Origin of the sequence: Micromonospora sp. NPDC005324, from assembly GCF_040607155.1 — a bacterium.
GTDB classification, from domain to species: Bacteria; Actinomycetota; Actinomycetes; order Mycobacteriales; family Micromonosporaceae; genus Micromonospora; species Micromonospora trifolii.
On the sequence record NZ_JBEXGE010000009.1, the window covers coordinates 205864 to 231850 of the forward strand.

The 25987-nt window shown below is 70.8% G+C and carries 23 protein-coding genes; 13 read left to right on the forward strand and 10 right to left on the reverse strand.

Features of this window, described 5'->3' with window-relative positions; genetic code table 11:
* Positions 1-31 precede the first annotated feature (31 nt).
* From ABZS40_RS12650 to ABZS40_RS12665, 4 genes are all read right to left on the reverse strand, one after another.
* Entirely contained in the window at positions 32-1018 is a 987-nt protein-coding gene (locus ABZS40_RS12650) for a tyrosine recombinase XerC (RefSeq protein WP_354943415.1), read from the reverse strand.
* A 337-nt stretch (positions 1019-1355) separates the two neighbouring features.
* Positions 1356-2570 (reverse strand): DNA-processing protein DprA, encoded by a 1215-nt coding sequence (gene dprA, locus ABZS40_RS12655; RefSeq protein WP_354943416.1) that lies wholly within the window; start codon positions 2568-2570, stop codon positions 1356-1358.
* Entirely contained in the window at positions 2567-4087 is a 1521-nt protein-coding gene (locus tag ABZS40_RS12660; protein ID WP_354943417.1) for a YifB family Mg chelatase-like AAA ATPase, read from the reverse strand. Before ABZS40_RS12660 ends, dprA begins: the two co-directional genes overlap by 4 nt.
* Before the next feature lie 30 nt (positions 4088-4117).
* A complete protein-coding gene (locus ABZS40_RS12665; protein ID WP_354943418.1) occupies positions 4118-4477 on the reverse strand; it encodes a YraN family protein in 360 nt (119 codons plus the stop codon).
* Positions 4478-4830: 353 nt separating this feature from the next.
* Between ABZS40_RS12665 and ABZS40_RS12670 the strand changes: the two genes are divergently transcribed.
* The 5 genes from ABZS40_RS12670 (at position 4831) to frr (ending at position 9624) form a co-directional block, all read left to right on the forward strand.
* Positions 4831-5895 carry a hypothetical protein gene (locus ABZS40_RS12670; protein ID WP_354943420.1) on the forward strand — a complete coding sequence of 355 codons (1065 nt, stop codon included), beginning with the start codon at positions 4831-4833 and terminating at the stop codon, positions 5893-5895.
* Positions 5896-6140: 245 nt separating this feature from the next.
* Complete coding sequence (gene rpsB, locus ABZS40_RS12675; protein WP_354943421.1) at positions 6141-7100, forward strand: 30S ribosomal protein S2; 960 nt, start codon at positions 6141-6143, stop codon at positions 7098-7100.
* 133 nt (positions 7101-7233) lie between these two features.
* Positions 7234-8061, forward strand: a complete 828-nt coding sequence (gene tsf / locus ABZS40_RS12680; protein ID WP_354943422.1) for a translation elongation factor Ts — start codon at positions 7234-7236, stop codon at positions 8059-8061.
* Between the two features lie 161 nt (positions 8062-8222).
* Entirely contained in the window at positions 8223-8990 is a 768-nt protein-coding gene (pyrH, locus tag ABZS40_RS12685; protein ID WP_030335195.1) for a UMP kinase, read from the forward strand.
* Between the two features lie 76 nt (positions 8991-9066).
* Complete coding sequence (gene frr, locus ABZS40_RS12690) at positions 9067-9624, forward strand: ribosome recycling factor (protein WP_204943784.1); 558 nt, start codon at positions 9067-9069, stop codon at positions 9622-9624.
* A 52-nt stretch (positions 9625-9676) separates the two neighbouring features.
* Here the strand turns inward: frr and ABZS40_RS12695 are convergent, their stop codons facing one another.
* Positions 9677-10126 carry a hypothetical protein gene (locus tag ABZS40_RS12695; protein WP_354943423.1) on the reverse strand — a complete coding sequence of 150 codons (450 nt, stop codon included), beginning with the start codon at positions 10124-10126 and terminating at the stop codon, positions 9677-9679.
* Between the two features lie 382 nt (positions 10127-10508).
* Here ABZS40_RS12695 and ABZS40_RS12700 point away from each other — a divergent pair, with 382 nt between their 5' ends.
* From ABZS40_RS12700 to ABZS40_RS12710, 3 genes are all read left to right on the forward strand, one after another.
* Positions 10509-11918, forward strand: a complete 1410-nt coding sequence (locus ABZS40_RS12700) for a phosphatidate cytidylyltransferase (RefSeq protein ID WP_354943424.1) — start codon at positions 10509-10511, stop codon at positions 11916-11918.
* A 104-nt stretch (positions 11919-12022) separates the two neighbouring features.
* Positions 12023-13180 (forward strand): 23S rRNA (adenine(2503)-C(2))-methyltransferase RlmN, encoded by a 1158-nt coding sequence (gene rlmN / locus ABZS40_RS12705; RefSeq protein ID WP_354943425.1) that lies wholly within the window; start codon positions 12023-12025, stop codon positions 13178-13180.
* Between the two features lie 31 nt (positions 13181-13211).
* Positions 13212-14360 carry a DivIVA domain-containing protein gene (locus ABZS40_RS12710; RefSeq protein WP_354943426.1) on the forward strand — a complete coding sequence of 383 codons (1149 nt, stop codon included), beginning with the start codon at positions 13212-13214 and terminating at the stop codon, positions 14358-14360.
* Between the two features lie 87 nt (positions 14361-14447).
* Here ABZS40_RS12710 and ABZS40_RS12715 read toward each other — a convergent pair whose 3' ends face one another.
* Positions 14448-14669, reverse strand: coding sequence for a DUF2631 domain-containing protein (locus ABZS40_RS12715; RefSeq protein ID WP_091400308.1), 222 nt, complete (start codon positions 14667-14669; stop codon positions 14448-14450).
* 198 nt (positions 14670-14867) lie between these two features.
* Here ABZS40_RS12715 and ABZS40_RS12720 point away from each other — a divergent pair, with 198 nt between their 5' ends.
* Positions 14868-16457: a Rieske 2Fe-2S domain-containing protein gene (locus ABZS40_RS12720; RefSeq protein ID WP_354943428.1), complete on the forward strand. Its 1590-nt coding sequence runs from the start codon at positions 14868-14870 to the stop codon at positions 16455-16457.
* An 88-nt stretch (positions 16458-16545) separates the two neighbouring features.
* Here the strand turns inward: ABZS40_RS12720 and ABZS40_RS12725 are convergent, their stop codons facing one another.
* Together ABZS40_RS12725 and ABZS40_RS12730 are read right to left on the reverse strand one after the other, a co-directional pair.
* Complete coding sequence (locus ABZS40_RS12725; protein ID WP_354943429.1) at positions 16546-18141, reverse strand: NAD(P)/FAD-dependent oxidoreductase; 1596 nt, start codon at positions 18139-18141, stop codon at positions 16546-16548.
* Between the two features lie 130 nt (positions 18142-18271).
* The gene (locus tag ABZS40_RS12730) at positions 18272-19138 is read right to left on the reverse strand and encodes a YhjD/YihY/BrkB family envelope integrity protein (protein ID WP_354943431.1); all 867 of its coding nucleotides are present in this window, start codon (positions 19136-19138) and stop codon (positions 18272-18274) included.
* A 51-nt stretch (positions 19139-19189) separates the two neighbouring features.
* Between ABZS40_RS12730 and ABZS40_RS12735 the strand changes: the two genes are divergently transcribed.
* Both ABZS40_RS12735 and ABZS40_RS12740 read left to right on the forward strand, forming a co-directional pair.
* Positions 19190-19741, forward strand: a complete 552-nt coding sequence (locus ABZS40_RS12735) for a GNAT family N-acetyltransferase (RefSeq protein ID WP_354943433.1) — start codon at positions 19190-19192, stop codon at positions 19739-19741.
* Positions 19742-20190: 449 nt separating this feature from the next.
* Entirely contained in the window at positions 20191-24159 is a 3969-nt protein-coding gene (locus tag ABZS40_RS12740) for a CARDB domain-containing protein (protein ID WP_354943434.1), read from the forward strand.
* Here the strand turns inward: ABZS40_RS12740 and ABZS40_RS12745 are convergent.
* Positions 24149-24487, reverse strand: a complete 339-nt coding sequence (locus ABZS40_RS12745) for a hypothetical protein (protein WP_354943435.1) — start codon at positions 24485-24487, stop codon at positions 24149-24151. The two genes, ABZS40_RS12740 and ABZS40_RS12745, sit on opposite strands and share 11 nt — an antisense overlap.
* On the reverse strand, positions 24484-24738 hold the full coding sequence (locus ABZS40_RS12750; RefSeq protein ID WP_354943436.1) for a hypothetical protein: 255 nt from the start codon (positions 24736-24738) through the stop codon (positions 24484-24486). The genes ABZS40_RS12745 and ABZS40_RS12750 overlap by 4 nt, the downstream gene beginning before the upstream one ends.
* 137 nt (positions 24739-24875) lie before the next feature.
* On the opposite strand from ABZS40_RS12750, the gene ABZS40_RS12755 reads away from it, so the two are divergent.
* Together ABZS40_RS12755 and ABZS40_RS12760 are read left to right on the forward strand one after the other, a co-directional pair.
* Complete coding sequence (locus ABZS40_RS12755; RefSeq protein WP_354943437.1) at positions 24876-25757, forward strand: helix-turn-helix transcriptional regulator; 882 nt, start codon at positions 24876-24878, stop codon at positions 25755-25757.
* Positions 25747-25944 carry a DUF397 domain-containing protein gene (locus ABZS40_RS12760; protein WP_354943438.1) on the forward strand — a complete coding sequence of 66 codons (198 nt, stop codon included), beginning with the start codon at positions 25747-25749 and terminating at the stop codon, positions 25942-25944. The genes ABZS40_RS12755 and ABZS40_RS12760 overlap by 11 nt, the downstream gene beginning before the upstream one ends.
* Positions 25945-25987: the final 43 nt, after the last annotated feature.

A 25987-nucleotide genomic window follows, 5' to 3' on the forward strand; every position in this document is an offset into this window, starting at 1 on the left:
CCGTCACGCTCGCGTGCCCTCCGGCCCTTGATCAGGCGCGCGGGTGCGCCTGCCGGTACGCGGCACGCAGCCGCTCGACCGAGACGTGGGTGTAGATCTGCGTACTCGCCAGCGACGAGTGGCCGAGCAGCTCCTGCACGGCGCGCAGGTCCGCGCCACCCTCCAGGAGGTGGGTGGCCGCGGAGTGGCGTAGATCGTGCGGGCTGGTCCGGGGCAGCCCGGCGGCCTCGGCGTACGCACCGACGATCTGACGCGCGGTCGTCGGGTTGAGCCGACCGCCCCGGGCACCGAGCAGCAGCGCGTCGGCGGAGCGGGCACCCACCATCGCCGGGCGGCCCCGGCGCAGCCAGTCGTCCAACGCCCGCTGGGCGGGCACCCCGTACGGCACCGAGCGCTCCCGCCCGCCCTTGCCGAACACCCGGATCACCCGCCGACCGTGGTCGACATCCCCGACGTCCAGCCCGCACGCCTCACTGACCCGTACGCCGGTGGCGTAGAGCAGCTCCAGCAGCACCCGGTCCCGCAGCGGCACCGCCTCGGCCGCTTCGCTCGAGCCCGACTCCGCTGGCGGGTTGGTGGGTGGCGCCTGCCGGGACGGTGCCTCGACCAGGGTGGCGGCCTGGTCGGCGCGCAGCACGTTGGGCAGGTCCCGGTGCGCGCGAGGGCTGGCCAGCGCGGCGCCCACGTCGGCGGGGAGCAGCCCGGCCCGGTGTGCCCAGGCGCTGAATGCCCGTGCCGACGCGGCCCGCCGGGCCAACGACGTGCGGGCCGCACCTGTGGTGCGCTGCTTCGCCAGCCAACTGCGCAGCACCGACAGGTCCAGCTCGGTGAGGTCGACGCAGCCCATCCGTACGGCGTGGTCGAGCAGCGAGACCAGATCGGTGACGTACGCGCGGACGGTGTGCGACGACCGGTTACGAACCCGGGACAGGTGCTCGGCGAAGTCGTCGACAGCGTCGCGCAACGCTGGCGGGAGTGCCTGGTGCATGGCCCGGGTGCCCCGGTCGGGCCGGCTCATCGTGGTCGTGCCGGCGTGCCGGCCGGTTCGTCGGCCCCGGCACTCGCGATCACAGCTGGCACGGCATCAGCCTAAGGCCGGGTCGGGTACGTCGCCGGCCATGACGGGCGCGGTGCCCACCCGAACTATCGGCGGTTGCTCTTCTTGATGAGGAACACGACCACGCCGACAACGAGCACGGCGGTCACGACGAGACAGCAGAGCACGCTGATGTGCCACGGCTTGATTGCACCCATGAGCGGGCACGGTACCGGCAGTATCGGCTGGCCGGGGCCCCGAGCGCGAGCAGGTGCGGGCATCCGGACGACCACCCGCCCGGCGGCGGTGACGCATCCGTTCAGGTAACAGGTCGACCTGACGTCTCCGCCACTGCACGTTTCTGTTTGGCGGGTGGGGCGAGGGCGTAGCCGTCGTCGCGACGGACCACCATGGACAGTTCCTCCAGCAGCGACAGCTTGCGCAGCGCGGTCCGTACGTCGACGCCGGCGCGCGCGGAGAGCCGGTCCACGCCCATCGCGCCTCGGCGGGGCAGCGCCTCCAGCAGCGACCGCGCGTCGTCGTCCAGCGCATCGGTGGCGCGTTGCGGTCCGCGCGCCAGCGGGGCCAGGTCGGCGCCGATCCGACCGACCTCCTCCAGCACGTGCGCCACCCCGGTGACCAGTCGGGCCTTGGCGTGCTCGCGCAGGAACTCGTGGGCGCCGACGGACATCGCCGAGGTCACCGGCCCCGGCACCACCATGGCCACCCGATTGGCGTGGATGGCTCGCCGCGCGGTCTGCGTCGCGCCACTGCGCGCCGACGCCTCCACCACGACGGTGCCCCGGGTGCCTGCGGCGATCACCCGGTTGCGGATCAGGAACCGGGGCCGCAGCGGCTCGGCACCGGGCGGCCACTCGCTGACCAGCAGCCCCGTCTCGGCGATCCGGTCGAAGAGCGCGGCGTTGCCCATCGGGTACGGGCGGTCGAGCCCGCAGGCGAGCACCGCGACGGTCAGACCGCCTGCGGTGAGGGCGCCCCGGTGGGCGGCGGCGTCGATGCCGAACGCGCCACCGGACACGACAGTCCAGTCCCGCTCCGCCAAGCCATACCCCAGCTCGGTCGCGACGTGCTGCCCATAGCCCGTGGCCGCCCGCGCACCGACCACGGCCACCGAGCGGTCCAGCGCCTCGCCGAGCGGCCAGCTCCCGCGTACCCAGAAGCAGAGCGGCGGGGCGGTCTCACCGTCGACCCGGCGGCTGACGTCCGGCAGCCGCAACGCGGCCAGGCTGGCGACCTGGGCCGGCCACTCCTCGTCGTCCGGCGTGACCAGCCGGGCACCCAGTCGGTCCGCCCGTTCCAGGGACTCCGCGGCCACCGCCCGTGCGTCGCCGGCCGCCGAGCGTGCGGCGACAGTGGTGTGCAGCCAGCCGTCCGGGCTGCCGCCGTCGAGCAGCAGATCCAGTGTCGCCACCGGGCCGTGCCGTTCGACCAGGTGATGGACCGCGCGCGTGCCCGGCTCCGCCAGCCAGGTCAGGGCGACCCGGGCCAGCCTGCGTTCGTCCTCGGCGCTCACGTCGCCTCCCCCGTCCGTAGTTGAAGCGCTTCCCGGACGTCGTCCCGATCAGGTCGGTCGCGACCGTCCAGATCAGCGATGGTCCAGGCCATCCGGATCACCCGGTCGAAGCCGCGCGCCGACAGCGAGCCGGAGTCGAGCCGGCCCCGCAACTCCACGGTGACCCGGGCCGGCAGCCGCCACGGCGGTCGGCGCAGGTGCGGCCCTTCCACTTCGGCGTTGAGTCGCCGATCGAGGCCGGCCCAGCGGGCGGCCGCCGCCTGCCGGGCAGCTGCCACCCGGGCGGCGACCGTCGCCGAAGGCTCGATGTCGCCGTCGGTCGCCATCAGCTCGGCCGCCCGCACCGGCATCAGCTTCACCTGGACGTCGATCCGGTCGAGCAGCGGCCCGGAGAGCCTGCTCAGGTAGCGGCGGCGACTCAGCGGCGAGCACTCGCAGTGCGCATCGCCGGCCGGCTTCGCGCACGGACACGGATTGGCCGCGAGCACCAACTGGGTGCGGGCCGGGTAAACGGTGCCGCCACCGCTGCGGTTCAGCTGGATGCGGCCGTGCTCCAGGGGCTGGCGCAGCGCCTCCAGCGCGCCCTTGCTGAATTCGGGAGCCTCGTCCAGGAAGAGCACCCCGCGATGCGCCAGCGACACCGCGCCAGGTCGGGCCAGCCCCGAGCCGCCCCCGACCAACGACGGCACGGTCGCGGTGTGGTGCGGCGCCTGGAACGGTGGGCGACGCAGCAGCCGACCGCCCGGCGGCAGCAGCCCGGCGACCGAGTGCAGCGCGGTGACCTCCAGCGCCGCGTCGTCCTCCAGCTCGGGCAGGATCGACGGCAGCCGTTCGGCGAGCATCGTCTTGCCGGCGCCCGGAGGGCCGAGCAGCGCCAGGTGGTGCCCGCCGGCCGCGGCGACCTCCAGTGCGCGCCGCCCCATCTGCTGCCCGGCGACCTCGGCGAGATCCGGCCCACCGACCAGCGGTGCCGGGACGTCCGCCGGTGGCTCGATCAGCGGGGTCCCGTCCCGGACGAAGGCGACCAGCCGGTGCAGGGTGTCCACCGCTCGCACCCGTACCCCGGGGATGACGGCGGCCTCGGCGGCGTTGCCGACCGGGACGATCACCCGCGCGACGCCGGCCTGGGCCGCGGCGGCGACCATCGGGAGCACGCCGCGCACCGGCCGGACCGTCCCGTCGAGCCCCAACTCGCCGAGGACCACCACCCCCTCCAAGGGAAGCAGCGGCAACTCACCCGAGCCACCCAGCAGCGCTGCGGCGATGGCCAGATCGAAGGCCGAACCGAACTTTGGCAGCGTGGCGGGCAGCAGGTTGAGGGTGATCCGCCGGTTGGGCCAGCGCTGGCCGGAGTTGACCACGGCGGCGCGGACCCGGTCGCGGGCCTCGTGCAGGGCGGTGTCCGGCAGACCGGAGATCACCACCGCCGGCAGGCCGGCGGCGAGGTCGGCCTCCACCTCGACGACGTGGCCGGTCACCCCGACCAGCCCCACGCAGAGCACCTTCGCGTAGCTCACGGCGCGTCACCGATCCTCCGGGTACGCATGTCAGAACGCGCCCTTGAGGTGCTCGACCTGCGCCGGACCGGCGTCGGGCAGCCGCACCGACAGCACATCGAAGCGCACCTCCTCGGCTGTCGTACCGGTCTCGGTCAGCCACCGCGCGGCGAGCCCTCGCAGCCGGCGCGCCTTGGCCGGCACGACCGCCTCGGCCGGGGTGCCGAAGCCCTCACCTCGGCGGGTCTTCACCTCACAGAAGGAGAGCACCGGCCCGTCCCACGCGATGATGTCGATCTCCCCGGCCGGGCAGCGCCAGTTGCGGGCGATCGGGCGCAGCCCCGCCTCGGTCAGGTACCGGGCCGCGCATTGCTCGCCGTACGCGCCAACCGCCTGGTTCCGCTTCGTCATGGCCGGTACCGTGCCCGCCGGAGGGCGATCGTCGCGACCCGGCGGGGGCCCAGCTGTGGACAACAGTGGTGCTGTGGACAGTCGGACGATCATGCCCGCGCTGTGCTAGGGCGTGAGCGCGCGGCCGAGGCCGCCACCACGACCGGCCGCACTCCAAGCGGGGCCGCCTTGATCAGGTGATGAGAAGTAGGTGTCAGGACCGCCACCGACCTACTTTCCATCACCTGATCAAGCTGCGGCTCGCGGCAGCACCACCTGGGCACGGTTCGTGCCCCGCTCGGCCGGGGCGATCGGCGGCGCGTCCGGCCGGGCTGAAATGGCGCGGGCGTGGCCGGTCGCATACGGTGCCTGACGTGGACGGACGACGGAGTTTTCCGGAAGATCAGGAGCCGCGCTGGTACCCCGACGAGCGGGGTCGCGGTTACGGCGAGTCGGAGTGGCGCGGCGCGGGCGAACCGCGGTACCGGGACAGCGAGATTCCCGAGCAGCGTGGCGCGGAAGACGGCCGTTCCGTCGAGGACACCGGCGTCGGCCGCCGCCGCGAGCCGGACTCGGGACGCTTCGGCGCCGTCGACGCCGGCCGCTTCGGTACGCCGGAGTCGGACTCGGGTCGTCTGAGCGCGGTGGACATGGGCCGCTTCGGTACACCGGAGTCGGACTCGGGTCGCTTCGGTGCCCTCGACGATCAGACCGGTCGGTTCGGGGCGGGCGAGGCTGATTCGGGGCGTTTCGGCGCTGTCGACCCGTTGGGTGCCGCGAGGCCGGAAGCCGACGGTTACCGGGCCACCCGGTCACGGCGGGCGGACCGGGACCCCTCGGAGACCTCCGGTGAGCTGCCGGGTCGTCGGGCGGCCCGCGAGACGACCGCGACGGGATCCCCGCTGACCGGCGCCGCGCCGGAGACCACCCGCGACAGCACGTCGACAACGCCGGCCAGCGTGCTCGCTGACCAGGCTCGTCCCGCTCCGTTCGCCGGGTACCCGATCGTCGAGCCGACCCGGGGCGGTGGCGACACGCCCCACCCGCTGGAGATGCCGACCGGCCCGATGCCGGGGATCGGCCCGCGACCCGACCTGCCCGCAGGCGAGCCGCCGGTGTATCCGCCGGCCGCCGACGGCGTCTATCGGACCCGTCGACCGGTGCTGGCCGTACTCTTCGCTCTGCTGGTGTTGGTCTTCGAGGTCCCCGCGTTGCGGGTGCTGCTGGCGGGCGTGACCGGCGACCCGGTGGACGCCGGGAACGTGGTGGTGGGTATCGCCCTGGTCGCCGGACTGCCGATCTTCGCGACCGGGCTGTACGGGCTCCGAACCGGAGGTCTGGCGCTCGCCGACAACGGTCGGGGCTGGCTGCGCCCACCGACGGCCTACCTGACCGTCGGCCTCGTGCTCTTCGTGGCCGCCGCGCTCGCCGCCGGCTGACCCGGCGGGCGGAGCAGCACGCCACGCGCACCCCGGGGCAGCTGGAGGGGCGAGGGGCGTACACTGGCCAACTGGCGACCGCCTCGTGCGGTCGACCTCGCGCGCCCTCTTCACGAATCGTCGTGGAGCGACGGCCTCCCTGGTCCCGATCTTGATCGGGTCCACCATGGGTCGGCGACCAGGCGCCAGGACGCCCGGCCACCGGCCGGGCGTGACAACCAGGGACCTTGAGGAGTACCCCAACCATGGCCGTCGTGACCATGCGTCAGCTGCTGGAGAGCGGTGTCCACTTCGGGCACCAGACCCGGCGCTGGAACCCGAAGATGAAGCGCTTCATCATGACCGAGCGCAACGGCATCTACATCATCGACCTGCGCCAGACCCTCGAGTACATCGAGAAGGCGTACGAGTTCGTGCGTGGGACCGTCGCCGAGGGTGGCAGCATCCTGTTCGTCGGCACCAAGAAGCAGGCCCAGGAGGCGATTGCCGAGCAGGCGACCCGGGTCGGCCAGCCGTACGTCAACCACCGCTGGCTCGGTGGCATGCTGACCAACTTCCAGACCGTGTACAAGCGGCTCCAGCGGATGAAGGAGCTGGAGGGTCTGGGTGACCTCAGCGGCACCGCCGCCGGTTACACCAAGAAGGAGACGCTGCAGCTCTCCCGCGAGAAGATCAAGCTGACCCGCACCCTCGGTGGCCTGCGGGACATGCAGAAGCTTCCCGCCGCGGTCTGGATCGTCGACACCAAGAAGGAGCACATCGCCGTCGACGAGGCCCGCAAGCTGGGCATCCCGGTGATCGCGGTGCTGGACACCAACTGTGACCCGGACGAGGTCGACTTCCCGATCCCGGGTAACGACGACGCGATCCGCTCGGCGGAGCTGCTGACCAAGGTCGTCGCGGCCGCCGTCGCGGATGGTCTGATCGCGCGTTCCGGCCGTCGCCGGGGCAACGACGAGAAGCCCGAGGGTGTCGCGAGCGACGAGCCGCTGACCGAGTGGGAGCGCGAGCTGCTCGAGCCGAAGAAGGCCGACGAGTCGGCCGCTCCGGCCGCCCCGGCCGAGCAGCCCGCCGCTGCCGCCACCGAGCAGCCCGCCACCACCCCGGAGCAGCCGGCGCAGGCCGCCACCGAGCAGCCCGCCACCACCCCGGAGCAGCCGGCGCAGGCCACCACCGAGCAGCGGGCGGCCGCCACCGCGGAGTGATCGCACCGTCGCTGCCCGCCGTCCGTTTTCGCGAACGGCGGGCAGCGACGGTACGCCGGGCACGATCCGCCCGGATCCGGGTAACCGGCACCTCTGACCATCCACACGCCGTCTCAACACCGAAGAGAGAGCCATGTCCCAAATCACCGCCGCGGACGTCAAGAAGCTCCGCGACCTCACCGGCGCCGGCATGATGGACAGCAAGAAGGCGCTGACCGAGGCCGAGGGCGACTTCGACAAGGCCGTCGAGATCCTGCGCGTCAAGGGCGCCAAGGACGTCGGCAAGCGGGCCGGCCGTACGGCCGCGAACGGCCTGGTCGCCCACTCCGGCAAGGCGCTGCTCGAGATCAACTGCGAGACCGACTTCGTCGCCAAGACCGAGTCGTTCATCGCGCTGGGCCAGCAGCTGGTCGAGCACGGTGAGCGCGCCGGCGTGAACTCCGCCGAGGAGCTGCTCGCCAGCGAGCTCGACGGCAAGGTCATCGCGGACCTCATCCAGGAGCAGTCCGCCAAGATCGGCGAGAAGCTGGTGCTCAACCGGTTCGCCCGGGTCGAGGGCACCACCGCCGTCTACCTGCACCGCAAGGCCCAGGACCTGCCGCCGGCCGTTGGCGTGCTGGTGTCGTACACCGGCAAGACCGACGAGGCCGGCGACGCCGACGCCCGTGGTGTGGCCATGCAGATCGCCGCGATGCGGCCGAAGTACCTCACCCGGGACGAGGTTCCGGCTGAGGTCGTCGAGTCCGAGCGGCGCATCGCCGAGCAGACCGCCCGCGAGGAGAACAAGCCCGAGGCGGCTCTGCCGAAGATCATCGAGGGTCGGGTCAACTCCTTCTTCAAGGACTTCGTCCTGATCGAGCAGTCGTCCGTCTCTGACAACAAGAAGTCGGTGAAGCAGCTGCTGGCCGAGGCCGGCATCGAGGTCACCCGCTTCGTGCGGTTCGAGGTCGGCCAGGCCTGAGCAGTCACCGGGCGCCACGCGCGCCCGTGGGCAGAAGACGTCAACGAGGAGGCCGCCGGTGTACGTGACAGGCACCGCGGCCTCCTCGTCACATAGGGTCGGCAGCGGCAGGTTCGCGGTACGCGCCGCACGGGGCGTGCGCGTGGGGAAGGGCGGGGCGGATGACGCAGGTTGTGAGTGACCGGACGCTGGAGCTGGACGATCCGACGGCACCACCGCCGGGGCGTGCCCGCCGGGTGGTGCTGAAGCTCTCCGGTGAGGTCTTCGGTGGCGGCGCGATCGGCGTCGACCCGGACGTCGTCCAGGCCATCGCCCGGCAGATCGCCACAGTGGTCCGCCGCGGTGTGCAGGTCTCCGTGGTGGTCGGCGGCGGCAACTTCTTCCGAGGCGCGGAGCTGCAGAAGCGTGGGATGGACAGGGCCCGCGCCGACTACATGGGCATGCTCGGCACCGTGATGAACTGCCTCGCGCTCCAGGACTTCCTGGAGAAGGAGGGCATCGAGACCCGGGTGCAGAGCGCCATCACGATGGCCCAGGTCGCCGAGCCGTACATCCCGCTGCGGGCCATCCGGCACCTGGAGAAGGGCCGCGTGGTCATCTTCGGCGCCGGCGCCGGGATGCCGTACTTCTCCACCGACACGGTGGCCGCCCAGCGGGCGCTGGAGATTCGGGCCGACGTGGTGCTGATGAGCAAGAACGGCGTGGACGGCGTCTACACCGCCGACCCGCGGATCGACCCCACCGCCAGCAAACTCGACTCGATCACCTTCTCCGAGGTGCTGCGCCGCAACCTGCGGGTGGCCGACGCGGCGGCGTTCAGCCTCTGCATGGAGAACGGCCTGCCGATGTTGGTCTTCGGCGCGCAGGGTGACGACACCATCATCCGCGCGGTGGGTGGCGACAAGATCGGCACCCTGATCACCGCCTGAGTCCCGCCGACGGCGACAGTGGTCTGACGACTTTCAGCAGAGCCCACCACGAGCACAGAAGGAGGCGAGGAGACCGGTGATCGACGACACCCTCCTCGAGGCCGAGGAAAAGATGGAGCGTGCGGTTGAGCACGCCAAGGAGGAGTTCGGCGCCATCCGTACCGGTCGCGCCAACGCCGCCATGTTCTCCAAGGTCATCATCGACTACTACGGCACGCCCACGCCGCTGACGCAGATGGCGTCCATTGCGGTGCCCGAGCCGCGGATGGCCATCATCAAGCCGTACGACAACTCGCAGATCAACGCCATGGAGAAGGCGATCCGCGACTCGGACCTCGGGGTGAACCCGAACAACGAGGGCAACCAGCTGCGCATCCTGCTCCCGCAGATGACCGAGGAACGCCGCCGCGACATGATCAAGGTGGCTCGGCACAAGGGCGAGGAGGCCAAGGTGGCGATCCGCAACGTCCGCCGCCGTGGCAAGGAAGAGCTGGACCGGATCGTCAAGGACGGCGAGGCCGGCGAGGACGATGGTCGCCGCGCCGAGAAGGAACTCGACGACCTGACCCAGCGGTACGTGGCCAACATCGACGACCTGGTGAAGCACAAGGAAACCGAGCTGCTCGAGGTGTGACACATGCTCCGAGGCCCGTTCCCGACGTCGGGAACGGGCCTCGTTCCGTAGGTCAGCAGGGGATCCAGACGGTCCTGGTGCTCTCGGCGAACTGCTCGCCGGTGTTCGAGTCGCGCAGCGAGAAGTAAGCGGTGGCCCGACCGGGGTGCAGTGCCGGAGCGATCCGGGCGAACGCCATCCCGAGTTCGACGGTGCCGCCGTCGCAGAGGATCTCGCCGGCGCCGTGTCCCCCGGTGGCCCAGAGGGTCGGCAGGCCGTCCTGCACCAGCGAGGCCGACATGAGGACGATGCCGGCCGGGCAGTGCCGGGCCGTGGCGGTGACCCGTGCCGCCGGGTAGGTCATTCCCGGCGGCTCGGCGTAGGGCGGCTCGAACGGGAACAGCTCGCTGGTGTGGCGGTCGATGGTGATCCTGGTCCGTGCCGTGGTGGTGGCGGCGGCCGGTGACCCAGCTCCCAGGACCATGGCGGCCACCGTCAACACCGCGAGACCGAACGTGAACATGTGAGTGCCCTTCCCCCGTTACGGAGCGCGGGCTGGCGCCGGCGCGGCACCAGCGGACCACGCCGGACGCGTTCGCTCAGTACTCGATCGCGCACCGGACGAGTCGGATCGACGGCTGCGGATTGCCCGCGGTCTGCCGTACCGGATGGGTGTGCGTAGCTGGCCGGCGGCCTGGCGGCGCCCCGTGGCGTCCGTGGGCGTGCCTCGTCCACCGTGCCGATCCGGCGTGTGCAGTAGGCTCGGCAGGATTCCCGGCCACCGGGTGGTGAACACCGGGGATCGACCGACCGTCGGGGCGGTCAATCCGAGGAACATCGCACGTGTAGGGGATGCTTGTGGTCTTGCGTCATGTGGTGGTTCTCGTGCCGCGTCGCGGTGCGTGATGTCCCACCCCGACCCCTACGGCAGCGAGCCCCGCGGCTGGGACCGGCCGGAGCGCCCGGTGGCGCTGCCCTGGCCGGACCAGGAGCTGGAGGCCGGCCAGTGGAGCCGCCGTCCGGCCGCCGGCCCTGAGCTGTACGCCGACCCGCACGCCCGGCCGTACGCCGACCCGCACCCCGCAGATCCGTACGACGAGCGTGGCCGCCCGGACGACCGTTTCGACGACCGCGACCGGCGCGACCGTTTCGACGACCGCGACCGGCACGCGGACGACCGTAACCAGCCCGACCGGTACGACGACCGGGGTCGCGGTGACCGGTACGGCGACCGCGCGCCCGCCGGTGCGGACGGTGCCCCTTCCCGCGGCGGCCTTCCGGGTTTCGACGAGCCCGGCGGGTACGGCGGCCCGGGGCCGTTCGACGGGCCGGTCCGCCATGACGACGCCGATTACCCGACCGCGCAGCTGGCGCCCATCGGGGCCGAGATCGGACCGGATCTGGAGCCGACGGTCGAGCCGGAGCCGACGACCGGTCGACGGTCGAAGGGCCGACGTCGGGCCAGCCTCGACCGACCGGCCACCCAGCAGTTGGGCACCGGGCGGGCCGGGCGCAACCTTCCCGCGGCGATCGGGGTCGGGCTCGGCCTCGGCGCGCTGATCGTGGTGCCGCTGATCGTCTATCCGTTGGCCTTCCTGCCGGTGATCGCCGCCGCTGTCGCCATCGGCATCTGGGAGATGGCCCGCGCGGTACGACGCAGCGGCGCGCACCCACCGCTGGTGCCACTGATCGCCGGTGGCGTGCTGACAGTGGGTCTGGCCTGGTACGCCGGCCCGGACGCGCTCAGCCTGGGGCTGTTGGTCACAGTGCTGGGCACCATGATCTGGCGGTTGGGTGACGGGCCGGCCGGCTTCCAGCGGGATCTCACAGCGGCCACCCTGATCGCCGTCTACGTGCCGTTCCTCGCCGGTTTCGCGGCGTTGCTGGCGGCGGCCCCCGACGACGGGCATCTGCGCATCCTGGCCACGCTGATCGGGGTGGTTCTCTCCGACACCGGTGGGTACGCGGCCGGGGTCTCCTTCGGCCGCCACCCGATGGCCCCGTCGATCAGCCCGAAGAAGTCCTGGGAGGGCTTCGCCGGTTCGGTCACCGCGGCGGCCCTGGGCGGCGCGTTGCTGCTGTGGCTGATGTTCGAGGTGGCCCCCTGGTGGGGTGCGCTGTTCGGGGTGGCCGTCTCCTGCGCGGCGGTCCTCGGCGACCTGGCCGAGTCGATGATCAAGCGGGATCTCGGCGTGAAGGACATGAGCAACCTGCTGCCCGGCCACGGCGGTCTGATGGACCGGCTGGACTCGGTCCTGTTCGCGGTACCGACGGCCTACCTGCTGTTGGCGGTCTTCGTGCCGGTGGTGAGCTGAGGTATGAATCACGGCGACCTGGTCATCCGGCTCCGGCGGTCGCGGCCCGTTCGACACCTCCGGCCCGGCAGCCGCCGCCGACGGCGTGACACACTGGACCAGCCATGACGAGCCTGCCCTTGATCCCCGCCATCTCGGTCGCCCCCGCCGCGCGCCGGGCCTCCATGCCCCCTCAGCACCTCGCTGACCTGGACCTGGCCGGCCGCCAGGCGTTGGTCACCGGGCTGGGTGAGCCGGCCTTCCGCGCCAAGCAGGTCTCCAACCACTACTTCGGGCGGTTGGTCCGCGACCCGCAGGCGATGACCGATCTGCCGGCGGCGACCCGGGAGCGGCTGGCCGACCAGTTGCTGCCGACGTTGCTCAACCCGGTGCGCGAGCTGGCCTGCGATGACGGCGCGACCCGCAAGGCGCTCTGGCGGCTGCACGACGGTGCGCTGGTGGAGAGCGTGCTGATGGGTTATCCGGACCGGGTGACCGTCTGCATCTCCAGCCAGGCGGGTTGCGGCATGGCCTGTCCGTTCTGCGCGACCGGCCAGGCCGGGCTGACCCGCAACCTGTCGACGGCGGAGATCGTCGACCAGGCGGTGTACATGGCCGGCGTGGCGGCCTCCGGCGTGGTGGCCGGTTCCCCGCCGAGGCTGTCACGCGTCGTCTTCATGGGCATGGGCGAGCCGCTGGCCAACTACAACCGGGTGATCGCGGCGATCCGTCGGCTGGTCAGCCCTGCCCCGGAGGGGCTCGGCCTGTCCCAGCGGCACATCACCGTTTCCACGGTCGGCCTGGTTCCGGCCATCCACCGACTGGCCAGCGAAGACCTCTCAGTGACCCTTGCGTTGTCGTTGCACGCGCCCGATGATGATCTGCGCGACGAACTCGTGCCGGTAAACCAGCGCTGGAAGGTAGCCGAGGTGCTGGACGCAGCGTGGGACTACGCCGCCCGGACGGGCCGCCGCGTGTCGATCGAGTACGCGATGATCAAGGACGTGAACGACCAGCCGTGGCGAGCCGACCTGCTCGGGCGGCTGCTGGCCGGCAAGTTGGCCCACGTGAACCTCATTCCGCTCAATCCGACGCCGGGCAGCCGCTGGGACGCGAGCCCGAAGCCGGTCGAGCGGGAGTTCGTCCGGCGGTTGCGCGACGCCGGGGTGTCCACCACAGTTCGGGACACCCGAGGTCGCGAGATCGACGGCGCGTGTGGCCAGCTTGCCGCCGCCGAAGACAACGACACCTTCACCGACCGCGCCGGAGAGGCACCGGCGTGACCGGGCGTGGCGAACGAGACCAGGAGACATAGTGGCGAGTCAGGGTCAGCGTTTCCGGCGCAAGGCGCTCCGCCGGGGATACAAGGTCGACGAGGTGGATGCCTTCCTCGACCGGGTCGAGGCTACGCTCGACGGCCGACAGGTCGGCGCCCCGGTGGCCTCCCAGGAGGTCCATGACGTCGTCTTCCGGGTCCGCTTCAACGGCTACGACGAGTGGCAGGTCGACCTTCACCTGGACCGGGTCGAGCGGCAGCTGGCCGAGCTGGAGGAGCGCAACAACGCCGGGCGCGGTGGCGACCCCCGGATGGGTGACCGGATGGGCCCACCGGACCGGATGGGTCCGCCGATGCGTGATGACCGGGGCATGGTTCCGCAGCCGATGCCGCCCCGGCCGATGCCCGCGCAGGCCGGCCCGCCCTACGGCCGCTACGACGAGCCGACCGGTGCCTTCGCCGGTGGGTACGACGCCCCCCGCGGCGGTGGTTACGACGCGCCCCGTGGCCCGGCCGGCCCTCCGATGGGTCCCGGTGGCCCGATGGGCCCCGGCCCGATGGGTGGCCACGGAATGCCGCAGCGCGGCCTGCCCGCCGGCCCCAGCGGGTACGGCCCCCCGGACGACCAGCGCTCACCCGGTGGCTACGGCCCGGATGATCAGCGCGGCGGGTACGGCCCCGACGACCAGCGCGCGCCCGGCGGTTATCCGCCGCCGCCGGAGGAGCCGCGCTTCGACGGCTTCGAGGCCGGGCGGCACGGCCGCGCGGACATGACGGCCGAGATCCGGATGCCGGAGCGGGATCTGCGTGACATGCGCCGTGGTCCGGCCGGTCCGCCTCCGCTGCCGCAGCAGGGCATGGGTGGTCCGCCGATGGCCGGCCCGCCCGCGGTGGCCGGCCCGCCGATGGGTGGCCCGCCGATGGCCGGTCCGCCCGGCAGCGACCTGTACCGGGTCGACCAGATCCGTCGTAGCTTCCAGGTGCGCCGGTTCGGCAGCGGGTACGACCCCGACCAGGTGGACCGGTTCTTCGACACCCTGCTCGGTGGCATGCAGCGCCGCAACCCGATGCCGGTCGACCCGAAGGACCTGGATACGCTCCGGTTCGGCCTGGTGCCGGGTGGCTACTTCGAGGCCGAGGTCGACGCCGCGCTCAAGGACGTGCAGGACATCCTCTTCGGGCGCTGACCCCGACGCGATACGGACGAGGGCCCGTCCCCCTGGTGGGGGCGGGCCCTCGGCGTACGTCGGCCGGTCGTCCGGCGGTGGGTCGGGTCAGGAGCGCAGACCGCTGCGCCGCAACACGACGTCGCCGATCACGATGATCAGCAGCAGCGCGGCCAGGCCGATCAGCCAGATGTCCTCGACCCTGCCCTCGTGGTTGCCGCAGATCATCGCCAGCAGCGCCAGTGCGGACAGCACGGCGCCGATCTGCCCGGCCTTGCGGTGCCCGGGCTTGTGCTGGTCTGGCGACGTTACCGGCTCGCTTCCTGCCACTGTCGGTCCTTCCCTCGCGATCGGATCTTTGGTTAGTCTGGCACGCCTCGTACGGGGTGCGGTGGGGTGGGGGTTTCCCGGCCATCGGCCCTGCCCCACCTGGGCTGGACGGCACTACCGGCGTCGCGGGGCGGCGGTCAGACTCCCTCCGGTAGCGTTTGGCGTACACCTGATTGTCTGTTTGAGGGGGACTGTGCGGTGCGAGTGACCGGAACCGGGCACGCCAGCATGCGGATCGACACGGCCGCGGGCAGCATCCTGTGCGACCCGTGGGTCAACCCGGCCTACTTCGCGTCGTGGTTCCCCTTCCCGGACAATTCTCTGCTGGACTGGGAGAGCCTGGGGCAGGTCGACTACCTGTACGTGTCCCACCTGCACCGGGACCACTTCGACGCGAAGCACCTGCGCGACTTCGTCTCCAAGGACGCCACTGTCCTGCTCCCCGAGTTCCCCACCTCGGAGATGGAGGACGAGTTCCGGGCGCTGGGCTTCACCACGTTCCTGAAGACGCCCAACGAGCAGGTGGTGGAGCTGCCCGGCGGCCTGAAGATCATGATTCAGGCGTTGACCAGCCCGACCGACGGGCCGATCGGCGACTCCTCGCTCTGGGTCGAGTACGAGGGTGTGCGGCTGCTCAACCAGAACGACGCCCGCCCCACCGACCTGACCGTCTTCGCCGAGTTGGGGCACGTGCACGCGCACCTGCTCCAGTTCTCCGGTGCGATCTGGTACCCGATGGTCTACGAACTGCCGCAGGCGGCGAAGACCGCGTTCGGCAAGCAGAAGCGTGACCGGCAGTTCGACCGGACCTGGCGGTACATCGACGACCTGAAGGCGTCGCACGTCTTCCCGATCGCCGGCCCGCCGTGCTTCCTCGACGACGCCCTGTGGCAGTTCAACGACATCCACGGCGACGAGGGCAACATCTTCCCCGACCAGTCCGTCTTCCTGTCGGAGTACGCCAAGGTCGGCGGCACCAACGGGATCGTGCTGCTGCCGGGCAGCGTCGCCGAGGTCACCACCGAGGGCGCGAGCACCACCCACCCGGTGCCGGTGCAGGAGTTCTTCGCGAACAAGGTCGCGCACCTGGAGGAGATGCGGGAGCGCAAGCGCCCGATCATCGAGGCGGAGAAGGCGTCCTGGCGGCACCCCGAGGTGGACGTGCTCGGCGAGATGAAGCGTCGGATCGAGCCGCTGCTCGACGAGTCGATCTACCTGGCCAAGGGGGTCGGCGGCCCGGTCCGTTTCGACCTGGTGGGCGCCGACGACACGGGCGGCGAGACGGTTGAATCCATCGTGGTGGACTTCCCCGGCAAGGAGGTCCGGCCGTACGCGGACGAGAAGGTGCGCTACCGGTTCCGGATGGAGCGGTCGCTGATCGAGCACCTGCTCTTCATCGACGAGGTGGACTGGGTCAACTCGCTCTTCCTGTCCTGCCGGTTCTCGGCGGCCCGGATCGGCCAGTACAACGAGTTCGTCTACGCGTTCTTCAAGTGCCTCTCCGAGGAGCGGCTCCAGTACGCCGAGGGCTGGTACGACGAGCACGAGCGCAGCACCGACGCCGAGGACATCACGTTGGGCGACTGGGTGGTGCAGCGGCGGTGCCCGCACCTGAAGGCGGACCTGACCCGCTTCGGCATCGTCGACGGTGACCAGCTCACCTGCCAGCTGCACGGCTGGCGTTTCGACCTGCCCTCTGGCCGCTGCCTGACAAGCGTAGGCCACAAGGTCAGAGCCCACCGGGTGGACGCAGAGTCTCCGGCCCCCGCCGGCGAGGCACTGATCTGACCCCGCCTGCGTTCATCATGAAGTTGTTGCCGCGACACGCCGCCGCGGCAGGCAGTAACTTCATGATCAACGGGGTCTGGGGTGGGGGTCAGGCACCGAGATCCGTGAGGATGCGGCGCGCGGCGTTGTGGCCGGCTGCGCCGATCACGCTGCCGGCCGGGTGGCAGCCGGCGCTGCCGGCGTACACACCGTCGACCCCGGTGGCGTAGGGCATCCGGTCGGTGAACGAGACGGTGTTGTCGACGTGGTGGATGTGCCCGCCGGTGATGCCGAAGTGCTCCTCGATGCCGGGCGGCGGCAGGGGCACCGCGTCGGCGATCAGGTCGGCGGTGCCGGGCGCGTACCGCTCGACGATCCCCAGCAGCCGGTCGACGTAGCCGGGCAGCTCCGCGTCCCAGCTGGTGGCGACCAGCTCGTAGGGGACGGACTGCACGAAGAGCGCCGACGAGTGGTGCCCGGCGGCGTCGGAGAGCGACGGGTCGACAGTGGTGTGCAGGTACCACTCGATGGTGGGCTCCGCCGGCAGGAGGCCGGCCTGGACGTCCGCCCACATGGCGCGCAGCGCGGTCATCGGCGACGCCTCCGCCCCGCCGACCAGCGACGCCGACCCGGGCAGCAGGTGGATGGTCGAGCCGAACGGGCTCGGCGTGCCGGCCGGCAGGCAGGAGAACCGCGGCAGCCCGGTGAGCGCCAGGTTGAGCTTGAGCGTGGTGCCGGGCCGGCGGACCGCCGCCATCCGCTCGCCGAGCCGCGCCGGGAGCGCGCCGTCGGGCAACAGGTCCATCAACTTGTACGGGTCACACGCGCCGAGCACCACCCGGGCGGCGACCTGCCGACCGTCGGCCAGCACCACTCCGCTGGCCGCGCCGCCGTCCACTGTCACCGCGTGCACCGGCGTACCGGTCAGGATGGTCGCTCCGGCGGCGCGCGCGGCCTCGGCGAACGTCCGGGAGACGGTGCCCATCCCACCTTCGGCGATCATCCAGGTGCCGCCGGAGCCGGGCAGTCGGCACATGTTGTGCACGAGGAAGTTGTGGCCGGTGCCGGGGTCGTCCGGGCCGGCGTTTAGCCCGGACAGGCCGTCGGTGACCGCGTACATGCTGACCAGCAGTTCGGAGCGGAACTCGAACCGGGCCAGGTAGTCGGCGACCGAGCCCTGCACGAGGTCGACGAAGACCTGGCGCAGCGCCGGGCGGACGTGCCGCTCGGCGGTCTCCTGGACGCTCAGCGGCTCGGCCAGCCAGGCCGGGGCGAGGTCTTCCCGCAGCGCGGCCAGCTCGGCCTGCATCGCGTCGTCGGCGGCCACGTCGGCGGGGGAGAAGAACTCGGCGAGCTGCGCCCGGGTGGCGGCGGTGTCACTGCCGAAGAGCAGGTACGGCGAGCCGAGGCCACCCGGCGTGGGCAGGAAGTAGTGCGGGTCGCGGCGCAGCACCGGGATCCGGACGTCGAGCGTGGCGAGCAGCTCCGGGGGCATCAGCCCGAGCAGGTACGAGCCGGTGGAGTGGCGCAGCCCCGGCACCTTCGGGAACGGGTTCTCGGTGCGGGTCGCGCCGCCGATCACGTCGGCGGCCTCCAGCACGAGGACGTCCAGGCCGGCCCGGGCCAGCAGGACCGCGCTGACCAGACCGTTGTGCCCGGCTCCGACGATCACGACGTCTGCGCGGGCCGGAATCTCACTGCTCATGCCGCGGCAGCCTAGTCCGCCCCACCAACCCAGGTCACCCCTTCACCACCCCCACCCCACCCCGCCTCCGCTGCGGTGATCATCAAGTTATTGCCACGACACGCCGCGGCGGGTGGCAATAACTTCATGATCAACCCGGCGGGGTGGGGGTGGGGTCGGGGTCGGGGTCGGGGGTTCGGTTCGCGCGCCAGCGGGAGAGGGCCAGGGTGGCGGAGTAGCCGGCCAGGACGATCACGTGGAACAGGTAGAGCCAGAGGAGGACCGCCACGCCGGCGCCGATGTCGTCGAAGCCGCCGAAGGGCACGCCCAGGTCCAGCGGGAGCGAGGCGAAGAGCACGAAGCCGTGCAGGAAGCCGGAGAGGTTCGCCGCCGTGAACGACCCGATCCCGAGGGTGGAGAGCCAGTCCGGTGAGGCCGGCCCGACGACCCGGAACACCCACACCAGCACCGGCGTGAGCACCAGCCAGACCGCCAGGAAGGACAGCACCACGCCGAGCACACCGAGCCAACCGCCCTGGCGTACGAGACGGGTGGTGAGCGGGAGCGCCAGCAGGATCGACAGCAGCAGCGCGGGGGCCGGCGCGAGCAGTGGCAGCAGCAGGAGCCGGCCCCGCCAGCCGACCAGGTGCTCGTCGGAGCGGGGGGCGGCCACCGAGACGAACGCCCGGCGCAGGCCCTCGCCGTACAGCGAGGCGGGCAGCAGTGAGGCCAGCGCCAGCAGCGGGGTCAGCCCCACCCCGGCTTCGACCAGCGCCTCCACCGCCCGGGGCGCGCCGATCGCGGTGGGCAGGGCCTCCACGGCGTACGAGGTGAGCCGGCGTACCCGGTCGGCCCCGGCCACCAGTGCGGTGAGCCAGATCGCCAGCAGGGCGACCGGCACGACGGCGATCGCCCCGTAGAAGGTGATCGCGGCGGCGTGCAGCGACAGGTCCCGTCCGCGCACCGGACGGAACGCGGCACTGGTGATCCGTTTTGCGCGCTGCCATCCGTTGCTCATCGGGTCCTCCTTCCCTGTCGTCGCGGCCGTCACTCCTTAAGATCGCCGGTCATGACTGTTCTCACCACCGAACGCCTCATCCTGCGTGATTGGACCGACGATCCGGCCGATCTGGCCCGGATGTACGACATCTACCGTCGCCCGGAGATCACCCGTTGGCTGGGCGCATCGCCGGGTCTGCCGATGACCGACCCGGCCCAGGCCGTCGAGCGGCTGCGGATCTGGCAGGACCGGCACGCCGACGACGGTGGCCGGTACGGCACCTGGGCCGTCGAGGTACGCGACACCGGTCAGGTGGTGGGCACGGCGCTGCTCAAGCCGCTGCCCGGCCGGGACGAGGCGGTGCGTACCGAGGACATCGAGACGGGCTGGCACCTGCACCCGGACTCGTGGGGTCACGGCTACGCCACCGAGGCCGCTCGGATGCTGCTGGACCGGGAGTTCGCCACCGGCACCCGGGAGATCTACGCGGTCGTGTCGCCGGGCAACGAGCCGTCGATGGCTGTCGCTCGGAGGCTGGGCATGAAGCATGTGGGCCAGCGCACCGACTGGTACGGCGGGGAGCTGCTGGAGACCTTCGTGCTGACGGCACCAGATGCCTGATCGTTCCCGCACGACCTGACGCAAGATCCGCGCAACTTCGGGGAAGGTGTCGCCTCCAGTCGTCGGGGGGCGACACCTTCCCCGAAATTGTGGGCAGGTCGGCACGGCTGGCGGCCGTCAGGCAGACAAGTCCGTCAATAGTCACAGTGGTCGAAGTGTTGACGCTCCCGTAGCACGTCAGTAACCTTTGGACAAAAGTAACGCAAGATTTCGACAAAGGCGTGCACGGTTCTGCGCATGCTCTCGGAAGATTCAACGGGCCTCCTGGGGAGGCCCGTTGATGGTCGTACCCATCTGGTGTTTCCAGTACGAGCGGCGCCCCCGCGCCACCCGTGCCACCCCGTCTCTCTCGACACCGGCCCTCTCACGTCGGCCGGCGCTGCACCGCCGCACCCCCACCCCCGTGGTCCAGCCACCGCGGCAACCGTCCCCCGACGACAAGGACAGTGATGAGACGAACGAATCTGTTCAGGATGGTGGCGGCCACGGCCGCCGCCGCGCTGATCGCCACGGCCGGGGCGACCGCCGTCGCTAACCCGGCCGCCGCCGCCCGCCCCACCGGCCCGGCGGCCGCACCGAGCGCCGGCTTCGCCCCGGCGGCCACCAACCTCGCCCAGGGCCGTCCCACCCAGGAGAGCGGCCACGCCGACGTCTACGACTCGTCGAAGGTCGTCGACGGCAACGCGGGCAGCTACTGGGAGAGCGTCAACAACGCCTTCCCGCAGTGGGTGCAGGTCGATCTCGGCTCATCGCAGAGCGTCAACCAGGTGGTACTGAAGCTGCCGACCAGCGGTTGGGGCACCCGGACGCAGACGCTGAGCGTGCGGGGCAGCACGAACGGTTCGTCCTTCACCGACCTGGTCGGGTCGCAGACGTACACCTTCAACCCGGCGAGCGGCAGCGCCGCCACGATCAACTTCAGCTCGACCTCCACCCGCTACGTCCGGATCACCATCACCGCCAACAGCGGCTGGCCGGCTGGGCAGCTCTCCGAGGTGGAGGTGTACGGCAGCGGCGGCACCACCCCCGACACCACCGCGCCGAGCGTTCCCGGCAACCTCTCGTACACCCAGTCGGGCACCACCATCAGCCTCAACTGGGTCGCCTCCACCGACAACGCGGGCGGCAGCGGCATCGCCGGCTACGACGTCTACCGCAACGGCGCGTTCCTCCAGTCCGTCGGCAACGTGACCACGTTCAACGACACCCAGCCGGCCACGGCGACCGTGTCGTACCACGTCCGGGCGCGCGACGTCGCCGGCAACATCTCCGGCAACAGCAACACGGTGACCCGCACCGGCAGCGGTGACACCACAGCGCCGAGCGTCCCGGGGACCCTGTCGCAGAGCACGTCGGGCAGCACGATCACGCTCAACTGGGGGGCCTCCACCGACTCCGGTGGCAGCGGGCTCGCCGGCTACAACGTCTACCGGGGCGGCAGCCTGATCGCGACGCTGGGCACCGTCCTCACCTATCAGGACACCCAGCCGGCGACGGCGACCGTGTCGTACTACGTCCGCGCCCGCGACGGCGCCGGCAACCTGTCCGGCAACAGCAACACCGTCACCCGGACCGGCAGCAACCCGCCCGCCTGCACCAACGTGGCGCAGGGCAAGAGCATGACGGCGAGCGGCTCCACCTTCAGTTTCACCCCGGACAAGGCGAACGACGGGCAGCTCACCACCTACTGGGAGGGCGCGGCGAGCTACCCGCAGAACCTGACAGTGGCGCTGGGCGCGAACCACTCCATCTCCGGTGTCACGGTGAAGCTCAACCCGGACCCGGCCTGGGGCACCCGCACCCAGACCATCCAGGTCCTCGGTCGCGACCAGGCGTCGTCCTCGTACACCAGTCTGGTGTCGGCGGCGGCATACCAGTTCGCCCAGGGCACCAACCTGGTGACCATCCCGGTCAGCGCGACCACAGCGGACGTGCAGTTGCGGTTCACCGGAAACACCGGTGCCCCGTCCGGCCAGGTGGCCGAGCTTGAGGTGTGCGGCACCCCGGCGCCCAACCCGGACCTGGTCGTCAGCTCGGTGACCTGGTCGCCCTCGTCGCCCAGCGAGGTCTCTCCGGTCACCCTCTCGGCAGTGGTGCAGAACATCGGGTCCGCCACCGCCGGCGCGACCACTGTGAACTTCAGCCTGGCCGGCGCGGTCGTCGGCAGCGCCTCGGTGGGCACGCTCGCCGCGGACGCCTCGTCCACCGTGTCGTTCAACGCCGGTACGCGGCCGATGGGCAGCTACGCCGTCTCGGCGGTGGTCGACCCGGCGAACACGATCGTCGAGCAAAACAACGGCAACAACAGCCTCACCGCGGCGTCGCCGCTGGTGGTGGCGCAGGCACCGGGCCCCGACCTGCAGGTGCTCAGCATCGCCTCGAACCCGCCGAACCCGGCCGTCGGGGCGTCCGTCACCTTCACCGTGACGGTCCGCAACCGGGGCACCACCGCGACCGGCGCGACCACTGTCACCCGGCTGGTGGCGGGCAGCACCACGCTCAACACCAACACCGCCTCCATCGCCGCCGGCGCGACGGTCACCGTGGCCGTCAGCGGTAGCTGGACCGCCACCAGCGGCGGCGCCACCATCACCGCCACCGCCGACGCCACGAACGTGGTCACCGAGACCAACGAGAGCAACAACGCGTTCAGCCAGTCGATAGTGGTCGGCCGTGGGGCCGCCGTTCCGTACGTCTCCTACGAGGCGGAGGCCGGCCGTTACCAGGGCACGCTGCTGGAAGCAGACCCGCTGCGGACCTTCGGGCACACCAACTTCGCCAGCGAGTCATCGGGTCGCAAGTCGGTACGACTCACCGGCACCGGCCAGTTCGTCGAGTTCACCTCGGCCAACCAGGCCAACTCCATAGTGGTGCGTAACTCCATCCCGGACGCGCCCGGCGGCGGCGGCATCGAGGCGACCATCAGCCTCTACGTCAACGACGTCTTCTCCCGGAAGTTGACACTGTCGTCGAAGCACAGCTGGCTCTACGGCAACACCGACGGGCCGGAGGCGCTGACCAACACCCCGCAGGCCGACGCGCGGCGGCTCTTCGACGAGTCGAACGCGCTGCTGGCGCAGTCGTACCCGGCCGGCACCCGGTTCAAGTTGCAGCGCGACTCGGGTGACACCGCCTCCTTCTACGTCATCGACATGATCGATCTGGAGCAGGTGGCGCCGGCGGCGAGCCAGCCGGCCGGTTGCACCTCGATCACCTCGTACGGTGCGATCCCGAACGACGGGCTCGACGACACCGCCGCCATCCAGCGGGCGGTGACCGACGACCAGAACGGTGTCATCAGCTGCGTCTGGATCCCCGCCGGGCAGTGGCGGCAGGAGCAGAAGATCCTGACCGACGACCCGCTGAACCGGGGCATGCACAACCAGGTCGGCATCAGCAACGTCACGATCCGGGGCGCCGGCATGTGGCACTCGCAGCTCTACACGCTCACCGAGCCGCAGAACGTGGTGGGCGGCATCAACCACCCGCACGAGGGCAACTTCGGCTTCGACATCGACAAGAACACCCAGATCTCCGACATCGCCATCTTCGGCTCGGGCCGGATCCGCGGTGGTGACGGCAACGCCGAGGGTGGCGTCGGTCTGAACGGGCGCTTCGGCACCGGTACGAAGATCAGCAACGTCTGGATCGAGCACGCCAACGTGGGTGTCTGGGTGGGCCGCGACTACGACAACATCCCCGACCTGTGGGGGCCGGCCGACGGGCTGGACTTCAGCGGCATGCGGATCCGCAACACGTACGCCGACGGCATCAACTTCAGCAACGGCACGCGTAACTCGCGGGTGTTCAACTCGTCCTTCCGCACCACCGGTGACGACGCGCTCGCCGTCTGGGCCAACCCGTACGTCAAGGACCGCAACGTCGACATCGCCCACGACAACCACTTCGTCAACAACACGATCCAGTTGCCCTGGCGGGCCAACGGCATCGCCATCTACGGCGGCTACGACAACTCGATCGAGAACAACCTGATCTACGACACCGCGAACTACCCGGGCATCATGCTGGCGACCGACCACGACCCGCTGCCGTTCTCCGGCACGACGCTGATCGCCAACAACGGGCTCTACCGCACCGGCGGCGCGTTCTGGAACGAGGACCAGGAGTTCGGTGCCATCACGATCTTCCCGGCCACCAGGGACATCGTCGGAGTCACGATCCGGGACACCGACATCATCGACTCCACGTACGACGGCATCCAGTTCAAGAACGGCGGCGGCAACATCCCTAACGTCGCCATCACCAACGTGCGGATCGACAGATCCGTCAACGGTGCCGGCATCCTCGCGATGAGCGGCGCGCGCGGCAACGCCAACCTGACCAACGTGACAATCACCAACTCGGCCGACGGCAACATCGTCATCCAGCCGGGCTCACAGTTCGTCATCACTCCTTGATCGAAACAGTGTGAGTGAAGTCGGGGTGTCCGCATGCCGCGGACACCCCGACTGTCGTGCTGGGTACCGCGGCGCAGGGTCCGTCGTGGGCGTCGGGCCGCCGGCAGCGGCCGGCACCGTCGAGCTTGGCGTCACAAAACACTCGGGTACGCAGATGCTGCGCGTCTTCCTCGCTGAGCGTGGTCTCGCCGAAGTCGATGACGCTGAGGTGGCCGAGCGAGTCGCGTAGCGCCACGGCCAGGGCGGTCACCTCGTCGAGGCTGGTCAACGTGGTCGGCAGGTGAATGATCCACCGTGGCGGCAGGCGGTCCCCGGTCGCGAAGGTCATCGCAATGCCACCGTTCCTCCAGCGATCAGCGTCTGTACCTGCTCGTCAGTCAGACCGCGCTGCTCCAGGACGCGACGGCCCCAGCGGTGTAGCCGGCACGGATATGCTGCCTCGTCCTTGCGGCAACGCTCACCGTCGGGCCGCTGCTCGGGGGCGTGCACGGTGACCGCCCTCAACGCGAACACGACGTCCTCGGTGGTCACGTAGGGCGGCATCGGCAGATCGTCGGTGATTTCGTCAATCGAGTCCATGGCCGTCCTTCGGTGGGACTTCGCGGATCCGCGGTCATCAACGATGGTCATTCTGATGCTGGCCTAGCGCAATCTTTCGGAGCAGAATGCGGACCAAGGGACGAGGTGCCTAACGCAACGACAGTCAGGGAGATGACGTGGACGACTCCGGCAGCACAGTTCCACGGAGGCAGCTCGGCAGATACCTGAGAGAGCTTCGCGAAAACGCGTATGTGACAGTCACCGCGGCGGCCAAGGAATTGGAGTGGTCGGCACCCCGGATCTGGCGTTACGAGACCGGCCAGGTCTCAATGCACCCGAACGACGTGGCGGCCATGTGCCGCGTCTACGGCTCGTCTCCTGAGACGATCGAGACGATGCGGGCGCTGGCCCGGGAGACCAAGGCGCACGGTTGGTGGCACAGCTACGGCGAGGCGGTCAAGGACTGGTTCAAGCTGTACGTCGGCCTGGAGGCCGCCGCGAGCCGCATCCGCAAGTACGAGGCCGATCTCATTCCGGGTCTGTTGCAGAGTGTCGAGTACATGACCGAGTTGATTGCCACCGACCAGCCGCAGTTGGGCGAGCCGGAGCGTCAGGCGAAGGTCGACGTGCGGCTGCGCCGCCAACGGTTGCTGGCTCGGGCGATACCGCGCGCTCCGCGCCTGGACGTCATCCTGGGCGAGGCGGTACTGCGCCGTCCGCTGCGTGACCGGGCGGCGATGGCCCGGCAACTGGAGTCACTCGTGGTGGCATCGCGGCAGCACAACGTCGGCATCCGGGTGCTGCCGCTCGACGCCGGCCTGGTCCGCTGGGCGCAGGCCGGCACCTTCACCATGCTCGACTTTCCGACCGAGGTGCGCGAGCCGGAGCCGACCACGATCTACATGGACGGGCCGTGCGGCGCGGTCTACCTTGACAAGACCCACGAGATCGCGATCTACGAGGACGCGTGGCGCTCGCTGGGTGAGCGGGCGCTGAGCGCCGACGAGTCCCGCGAGCTGATTGCGGCCATAGCGAAGGAGATGACTGATGGTGCGTGACGGAGTCTGGCGCACGTCGTCCCGGTCCGGCAGCGAGGGCGACTGCGTTGAGGTGGCGGGGTTCGCCGAGGCGGTCGGCGTACGGGACAGCAAGGACCGGCAGGGGCCGGCGCTGACCTTTACCCCCTCGGTCTGGGCCGCCTTTGTTGGAGCTACCGGGGCGGGACAGTTGAACAACCGGTCCTGAGCCAACCGAGTTGGGCTCCGTGCCGGATCTCTTCCCGCCGCCG